Genomic DNA, 471 nt, shown 5'->3' on the forward strand with positions numbered 1-471 from the left:
GGGAAAGGGGGAGAAGAAAGAGAAGGAAGAGAGAAGGAGAGGAGAGAAAAGGAAGGAGGGAGAGAAAAAAAGAAAGGAGAAAGGGGAAGAAGAAAGGAAGGGGGAGGAGGGAGGGAAGAGGGGGGAGGAGAAAGAAAAGGAGAGAAAGAAAGAAGAGAAAGAAAAGAAGAGAAAGGGGAGAAAGGAAAAAGGAGAAAAAGGAGAAGGAAAAGAGTGAAAAAAAAAGAAGTGAGGGAAGGGGGGGGGGAAGAGGGAAAGGAAGAAAAGGAGGGAGGAGGGAGAAAAAAGAGGGGAGAGAGAAAAAAAAAAAAAAAGAGAGAAGAAGAAAAAAAAAGGGGGGGAAAAGGAGAAAGGAAAGAGAAAAGGGAAGGGGGGAAAGAGGAGGGAAGGAAAAAGAAAGGAGGGGAGGAAAGAGAGGAAAGGAAAAAAAGAAGGAAGGAAAAAAAAAAAAAAAAAAGAAAAAAGAAGAGT

The 471-nt window shown here is 42.7% G+C and carries 1 protein-coding gene; it reads left to right on the plus strand.

The window, feature by feature from the left end; genetic code table 11:
- Positions 1-471, plus strand: a 471-nt coding sequence (locus FHK88_RS14535; RefSeq protein WP_227430560.1) for a hypothetical protein, incomplete at both ends; no start/stop codon positions are given.

The organism is Psychrobacter sp. I-STPA6b (genome assembly GCF_020662265.1).
In the GTDB taxonomy this organism is placed as follows: domain Bacteria; phylum Pseudomonadota; class Gammaproteobacteria; order Pseudomonadales; family Moraxellaceae; genus Psychrobacter.